The 7016-nt window shown below is 72.6% G+C and carries 6 protein-coding genes; 5 read left to right on the top strand and 1 reads right to left on the bottom strand.

What is annotated here, in order from left to right; all coding sequences use genetic code 11:
* From NJ376_RS27980 to NJ376_RS27960, 5 genes are all read left to right on the top strand, one after another.
* Nucleotides 1-1516 (top strand): chemotaxis protein CheA (locus NJ376_RS27980; RefSeq protein WP_252956640.1); only part of this gene is annotated, 1516 nt, incomplete at its 5' end.
* Entirely contained in the window at nt 1513-1815 is a 303-nt protein-coding gene (locus NJ376_RS27975; RefSeq protein ID WP_252956639.1) for a hypothetical protein, read from the top strand. The genes NJ376_RS27980 and NJ376_RS27975, both read left to right, overlap by 4 nt.
* Nucleotides 1816-1831: 16 nt before the next feature.
* The gene (locus NJ376_RS27970; RefSeq protein WP_252956638.1) at nt 1832-2215 is read left to right on the top strand and encodes a response regulator; all 384 of its coding nucleotides are present in this window, start codon (nt 1832-1834) and stop codon (nt 2213-2215) included.
* The gene (locus NJ376_RS27965) at nt 2212-2871 is read left to right on the top strand and encodes a chemotaxis protein CheX (RefSeq protein ID WP_252956637.1); all 660 of its coding nucleotides are present in this window, start codon (nt 2212-2214) and stop codon (nt 2869-2871) included. Before NJ376_RS27970 ends, NJ376_RS27965 begins: the two co-directional genes overlap by 4 nt.
* Nucleotides 2868-5573 (top strand): hybrid sensor histidine kinase/response regulator, encoded by a 2706-nt coding sequence (locus tag NJ376_RS27960; RefSeq protein WP_252956636.1) that lies wholly within the window; start codon nt 2868-2870, stop codon nt 5571-5573. Before NJ376_RS27965 ends, NJ376_RS27960 begins: the two co-directional genes overlap by 4 nt.
* A 145-nt stretch (nt 5574-5718) precedes the next feature.
* On the opposite strand, the gene NJ376_RS27955 is transcribed toward NJ376_RS27960, so the two are convergent.
* Nucleotides 5719-7016 (bottom strand): cellulose synthase subunit BcsC-related outer membrane protein (locus NJ376_RS27955; protein WP_252956635.1); only part of this gene is annotated, 1298 nt, incomplete at its 5' end.

Raw genomic sequence — 7016 nt, 5'->3', positions numbered from 1 at the left:
TTGGCTGCCGGCGCTGCTGGCGCGGGAGCGGGCGGCGGTGCAGGCCGCCGAGGCCGCGGGGCGGCGCCTGGTCGCGCTGCGCTACTGCCCGGCGCCGGATTGCTTCTTCCTCGGCGACGACCCGCTGGGGCTGGTGCGGCAGGTGCCGGGCCTTGTTGCCCTGCACTTGGCGCCGCGGGAGCCCTGGCCGGCGGCGGGGCCGGAGCCCTTCGTCTGCAACCTGGTGATCGAGCTGCTGGCCGCGGCGCCGCCCGAGGCGCTCCGGCACATCTTCCGCTTCGTCGCCGATCAGGTGGAGTTGGCGCCGGTGCCCGCCGCCGCGGCGGCGCCTGCCCCGCCGGCGGAGAGCGCGGCGCGCGGGTTGCGGGTGGAGCCGGCCCGGATCGACGGGCTGCTGGCCCTGACCGGGGAGGTGATCGTCACCCGCAACCGCCTTGCCTACCTCATCGCCAATGCGGAGGGGCTGGAGCCGGCGCTGACGCGGGCGATGGGCGAGCACCTTGCCGGGCTCGGCCGGCTGGCGGCCAACCTGCACGCCACCGCCATGGATCTCCGCATGGTGCCGCTGGCCCGCAGCTTCCGCCGCTTCCCGCGGCTGGTGCGGGAGACCGCGACGGCGCTGGGCAAGGAGGTGACGCTGGCGATGGAGGGGGAGGCGCTGCGCGCCGACCGCGTCGTGGTGGACGGGCTGTTCGAGCCGCTGCTGCACGCGCTGCGCAACGCGGTGGATCACGGCATCGAGGCCCCCGCGGCGCGACGCCGCGCCGGCAAGCCGGAGGCCGGGCGCGTCGCCCTGGCGGCCCGGCGGGAGGCCGAGGGCCTCGTCATCGAGGTGACGGATGACGGCGCCGGCATCGACACCGCGCAGCTGCGCGAGGCGGCGAAGCGGCGGCAGATTCTGCCGCCCGAGGCGGTGGATGCGATGGACGAGGCGGCGGCGACCGAGCTGCTCTTCCTGCCTGGCCTGTCCACTGCCGTCAGCGTCACCGCGGTCTCCGGCCGCGGCATCGGGATGGATGCGGTGCGCCAGGCGGTGCAGGCGCTGGGCGGGCGGCTGGCGCTGCACAGCGCGCCGGGCCGCGGCACCACGCTGCAGCTCACCCTGCCGCAGCGCGCGGCGGTCACCGGCCTCTTCACCGTGCGCCTCGGGGAGGAACTGCTGGGGGTGCCGACCGAGGCGGTGCGGGAGATTCTCCGCCTGCCGCCCGCGCGCATCCTGCCGGTGCCGGGCGGTGAGGCCTTCGTGCTGCGCGACCGCACCGTGCCGCTGCTGCGCCTCGCCGCCCGGCTCGGCCTGCCGGCGCGGCCGCGCGCCGCAGGCGGCGTGCCGGTGCTGATAGTCGGTAGCGGCGATGGTTGCGTCGGGCTGGAGGTCGATGCCGTCACCGGCCAGCTCGAGGTGCTGCTGCGGCCGCTGCAGGGCATGCTGGCCGGATTGCCCGCCATGCTCGGTACCGCCCTGCTCGGCGATGGCCGTCTCCTCATCGTCATCGACATCGCGGAGTTGATCGAATGAGCGTGCAGCTTCAGGATGCGGTCGTGCACCTGCGGGGCGACTGTCCGGTCGAGGACGCCGAGCTGCTGCTCTCCCTGTTGCGGGAGGGCGGCGGCCGGATGGTGCAGATCGGCGAGGCGGACCGTCTGCACACTGCCGTGGTTCAGGTGCTTCTCGCGCTGCGGCCGCCCCTGGCGGGGGCGCCGACCGATCCGTTCCTGTCGCGCTGGCTGGTGCCGCTGCTCAGGGCGCCGGCCGGCGACGGCGAGGCGGCGCGCATGGCGGCGGACACGGCGCCGCGCACTACTCAGGCAAGCTAGTTCCAGGAAGACGCATATGGCTATCACCGTCCTCATCGTCGATGACAGCAAGCTGGCCAGGATCGTGGCCGGCAAGGCCACCGCCAGCCTGCAGCCGGGCTGGCGGCGCCTGGAAGCCGCCAATGCGGAGGAAGCCAAGGCGCTGCTGGCCGCCGGCGGTATCGATGTCGTCCTGCTCGATTACAACATGCCGGGAACCGACGGCCTGGCGCTGGCGGCGGAACTGCGCGCCCTCTATCCGGAGATGCCCATGGCCATCGTCACCGCCAATGCCCAGGAGGAGGTCATCGCCCGCGCCCGCGCGGCGAACGCGGCCTTCGTCGCCAAGCCGGTGACGGAGGAAGGGCTGCGGGGTTTCCTCTCCGGCGCGGCGCTCCGCCTGCGCATGGGTGGGCAGTGACCCCCGCTGACCCTGCCCTCAGCGCGCTCGAACTCGACGCTCTCACGGAGATCGTCAATATCGGCGTCAGCCAAGCCGCGTCCAACCTGCGGAAGATGGTGCCGGAGGAAATCCTCCTCTCGGTCCCCGCCATCCAGATCGTCACCCACCACCTCGCCGCGACGCTGATTGCCGAGCGCGAGGGCGACAGCCTCATCGCGGTACGGCAGGATTTCGCCGGGGCGCTGCACGGCCGTGCCCTGCTGATCTTCCCGCAGGAGAACGGGCTGGAGCTGGTAAGGGCGGTGGTCGGCCAGGTGCTCCCGGACGAGGAGGCGGAGGGGCTGGAGGACGAGGCGCTGGCCGAGACCGGCAACGTCATCCTCAACAGCTGCCTCGCCTCCATGGCCAACATGCTGCGGCGCTCGCTCCGCATGTCCCTGCCGCAGGTGCTGCGCGGCCCCGGCCGCCTCCTGCTCGATGCCGGGGAGGTCGCCGAGCCGGCGGGGCTGGTGCTGTTCTTCTACATCAACTTCGCGGTGCGCGACCGCAACATCCGCGGCTACATCGCCATGGTGATGGACCTTCCCTCCCTCGCCGCCCTGAAGCTGCTGGTGAACGACTTCATTGAGCGCGTGATGAGCGACGATCTCGGCGAGGGGCTCGGCGCGCCGTGAGCGGCGACGGTGCCGCACCGGCCGAGCTGCGCCGCCTCGCGGGGCCGCTCTTCGGCCTGCTCGCCGGCTCGGACCTCGCCGTCGCCGCCACCGATGCGCGGCGGCCGGGCGACATCGTCGTCTATGTCAACCCGGCCTTCACCCGGCTGACCGGCCATGCCGCTGCCGAGGTGCTGGGGCGGAGCTGCGCGCTGCTGCAGGGGGCGGAGATGCGCACCGGGGAGTGCGCCGCGCTGCGCGCCGCCCTCGACCGCGGCGAGCGCCATGGCGCAGAGGTGCTGGCCCGGCGGCGCGACGGCAGCCTGTTCCGCAGCCGGCTGGAGGTCATCCCGATTCCGGATGCCGCCGGGGCGCCCGCCTATGTCCTGGTGACCCAGCGGGAGATCGCTGGCCTGCGGCCGCAGCCGCCGGAACGCGGCCCCGGCCGGTTCCAGTTCCTCCTGCCCGGCGCGCTGGCGAACTGGGACTGGGATGTCGCCGGCCGGGTGATCCGCGGCGATGCCGGCTTCGGCGCGCTCTACGGCATCGATGCGGAGGCGGCGGCGGCCGGCATCGGCGTGCCGGATTTCTTCGCCATCATCCATCCGGAGGACCAGCTCCGGGTCCGGCTGGCGATCGGCGCGGTGCTGCGCGGCGCCGAGGTCTTCGCCAAGGAGTACCGCATCCTCGGCCCGCGCGGCGGGCATCGCTGGGTGCAGGCGCGTGGCCGGATGTACCGCGATGGGGAGGGGCGCGCCGCGCATTTCCTCGGCACGCTGATGGACATCACCGACCAGAAGCGGGTCGAGGAGAAGCTGCGCATCGCCCAGACCGCGGGCGGCATCGGCACCTTCGAGTATGTCAGCGGCTTTGGTACCGTCTCCGTCTCCGGCCAGTTCTGCCGCCTGCTCGGCCTGCAGCCGGCGGAGGACCTGCCGCTGCGCACCGTGAACGGCGTGGTCCATCCGGAGGACCCGAAGATCATCGAGCCCGGCACCGGCGCCGGGACGGCGAGCCAGGCGGAGTTCCGCATCACCCGCCCCGATACCGGGGAGCTGCGCTGGTTGCAGCGGCGCGGCGAGACCCTGCTGGACCCGGAGACGGGCGAGGTCCGGATCTGCGGCGTGATCTACGACATCACCGAGGCGAAGCTGGCCGAGGAGCGGCTGCGGACGCTGAACGAGGGCCTGGAGGCGCTGATCGCCGAGCGGACCGCGGACCGCAACCGGCTGTGGCACCTCTCGGGCGACATCATGGTCGTCGCCCAGGCGGAGGGGGTGATGACGGCGGTCAACCCCGCCTGGACCGTCCTGCTGGGCTGGCCGGAGGCCGAGCTGGTCGGGCGGCAGCTCTTCGAGCTGGTGCATGAGGACGACCGGCGCCGGATGCAGGAGGAGGTCGCGGCGCTGACCGGGACGGAGACGCTGCGCCGCTTCGACAGCCGCTGCCGTGCCAAGCAGGGCGGCTGGCGCTGGATCAGCTGGTCCGCCGCCTCCAACCACGGCCTGATCTACGCCGTCGGCCGCGACATCACCGAGGAGAAGGAGCGCGCCGAGGCGCTGCGGCAGGCCGAGGCGCTGCTCCGTCAGGCGCACAAGATGGAGGCGATCGGCCAGCTCACCGGCGGGCTGGCGCATGACTTCAACAACCTGCTCACCGGCATCATCGGCGGCCTCGCCATGCTCAAGCTGCGCCTGGAGCAGGGTCGGATGGAACAGCTCGACCGCTACCTCACCGTGGTGCAGGAAGCCGCCTCCCGCGCCGCGGCGTTGACGCACCGGCTGCTCGCCTTTTCCCGCCGCCAGCCGCTGGACCCGGTGGCGACGCGGCCGAACGAGCTCATCCTCGGCATGCGGGAGCTGCTGCGCCGGACCATCGGGCCGCAGATCTCGCTGCAGGAGAAGCTGGCGGCCTCGCTCTGGCCCATCCTCTGCGATCCGAACCAGCTCGAGAACGCGCTGCTCAACCTCTGCATCAATGCGCGCGACGCGATGCCGGAGGGCGGCGACCTCACCATCGAGACGGCGAATGTCCGGTTCAACACGCAGACCCTGGGCGACCGGGCCATCGCGCCCGGCGACTACGTGCTGATCGCGGTGGCGGATACCGGCATCGGCATGTCGCCGGAGGTCGTGGCCCGCGCCTTCGACCCCTTCTTCACCACCAAGCCGATGGGGCAGGGGACCGGGCTCGGCCTCTCCATGATCTACGGCTTCGCCAAGCAGTCGGGCGGCCTGGCGGAGATCCACTCGCAGCCCGGCATCGGCACCACGGTTCGGCTCTACCTGCCGCGCTTCCTCGGGGAGATCCGCGCCCAGCCCGCCACGGATGCGGAGCTGCCGCCGCAGCCCATGGGCCTCGGCCGGACGGTGCTCGTCGTCGAGGATGAGGAGGCGGTGAAGCTGATCGTCTGCGAGACGCTGCGGGAGCTGGGCTTCACCACCCTGGCGGTGAGCGACGGGCGGGCGGCGGTGCAGGTGCTGCGCTCGGAGCGGGCGCTCGATCTGCTGGTCACCGATGTCGGGCTGCGCGGCGGCATGAACGGGCGGCAGATCGCCGATGTCGCGCATGAGCTGCGGCCCGGGCTGAACATCCTCTTCATCACCGGCTATGCGGAGAACGCCGTGGTGGGGCAGGAGCCGCTGGAGGCGGGGATGCACATCCTGACCAAGCCCTTCTCGGTCCAGACCCTGATGCGGAAGGTCCACGGCATCCTGGCTTAGGGCTTGCCCGGTTAAGATCGGATCGACCTCAACCTCGCACGCGCTGGAGCGTTTTCGGTTCACATGCGTTCATCGAAAACGCTCTCCGCCTTTGTTTGCAGAGCAGATTCATGCCTTCGGGCGATGCGCCCTACGGCGATCCGCTCTAATTCTCCGGGCGATAGCGCAGATAGAAGGTGCCCCGCGCCTCGTTCCAATCCGCCGCGCGGTCATAGCGCAGGGCGGCGCCGAGCCGGAGCTGCGGCGTCAGCGCATATTCCACGTCGCCGCGCACGCCGCCGGTGAAGCCGGACTGGCTCTGCCCGGCATAGCGGGTGCGGATCGTCGGATCCCCCGCCGCGGCGCCGACGAGCTGCCCCTGGCGCGCCGGATCGCCCGGGAAGACATCGACGGTATCCTCGCGCCAGCTCGCGAAGCCCAGCGTCGCCCCGAGATGCCAGGACAGGTCGCCCGAGCGCGCCCGCCAATCCACCGGCAGGTTCAGCGCCGCATAGGATTGCGGGCTGAAATAGCCGCCATGGCCCAGGGTGAAGTGCCGCAGGTTGCGGTCATAGGCGAAGTAGACGAGGTCGAGCCCGGCCGTCAGCTCGTCATCCGGCCGGCGATACACGGCGTAGGACATGCCGGCGCCGCCCTCGATGCGGTTGTTGTCCACCACGCCCGAGCCCTCGAAGGAGGCATAGCCGCCGCCGGCGTAGAAATTCGCCGGCCCGGCCGCGTACTCCAGCTGCGCCCGCCCGCCGCTGCGCACCACGCCGCCCCAGATCCGGCTGGAGACCGGGTCGCGCACTCCGCTCCAGGAGAGCAGGCTGTCGGTCACTGCGCGGCGCTCGCCGGTGACGCGCAGGCGCAGATTGTCGGTGAGCCGTGGCGCCACCTCCAGCCCGCCGACCAGGTTGGTGAGGCGGAAGCCGAGCGGGGTGGTCCCGATATCCGCCGCGAAATTCCCGCGCCGCCAGGCCAGGTCGAGCCCGACGCCGGTCGCCGTGGTGTCGGAGGAGCCGCTGCCCGCGGTCGGCCCGGCCAGCACGTTGCTGCCGAAGCGGCGGCGGGTTTCGACGTCGTTCTGCAGATCGCCGCTGCTGGCGGCGACGACATTCGCGCGCAGCGCCAGCCGTCCGCCCAGCCGCCCCGGCACGCCCGAGGCCTCGATGGCGGTCGAGACCTCGTTCAGCCGGTCGATGCCGCCGCTGCCGGAGCGGCTGCGGATGGAGGGCGCGGCGACGAGGCGCGTTCCCGTCTCCTCGCGCAGCGCCTGCAGCTCGCGCTCGATATCCTCCGCGACCGCATCGCGCGGCGCGCCAGGCTCGGGGCCCGCGGCGCGGCGCAGGAAGGGGTTGTCCACGGCGGAGGCCGTGATGCCCGCGACCGTGATCGCCCCGCTGCGGTCGGCCCCCATCTGCGCCCGGCGCTGGTCGGCGGCGGCCTGCAGCGCCGCCTCGG

The organism is Siccirubricoccus soli, assembly GCF_024178315.1.
Lineage (GTDB): Bacteria > Pseudomonadota > Alphaproteobacteria > Acetobacterales > Acetobacteraceae > Siccirubricoccus > Siccirubricoccus soli.
The sequence above is the reverse complement of the archived record's forward strand: the minus strand, read 5'-3'. Positions and strand labels throughout refer to the sequence as shown.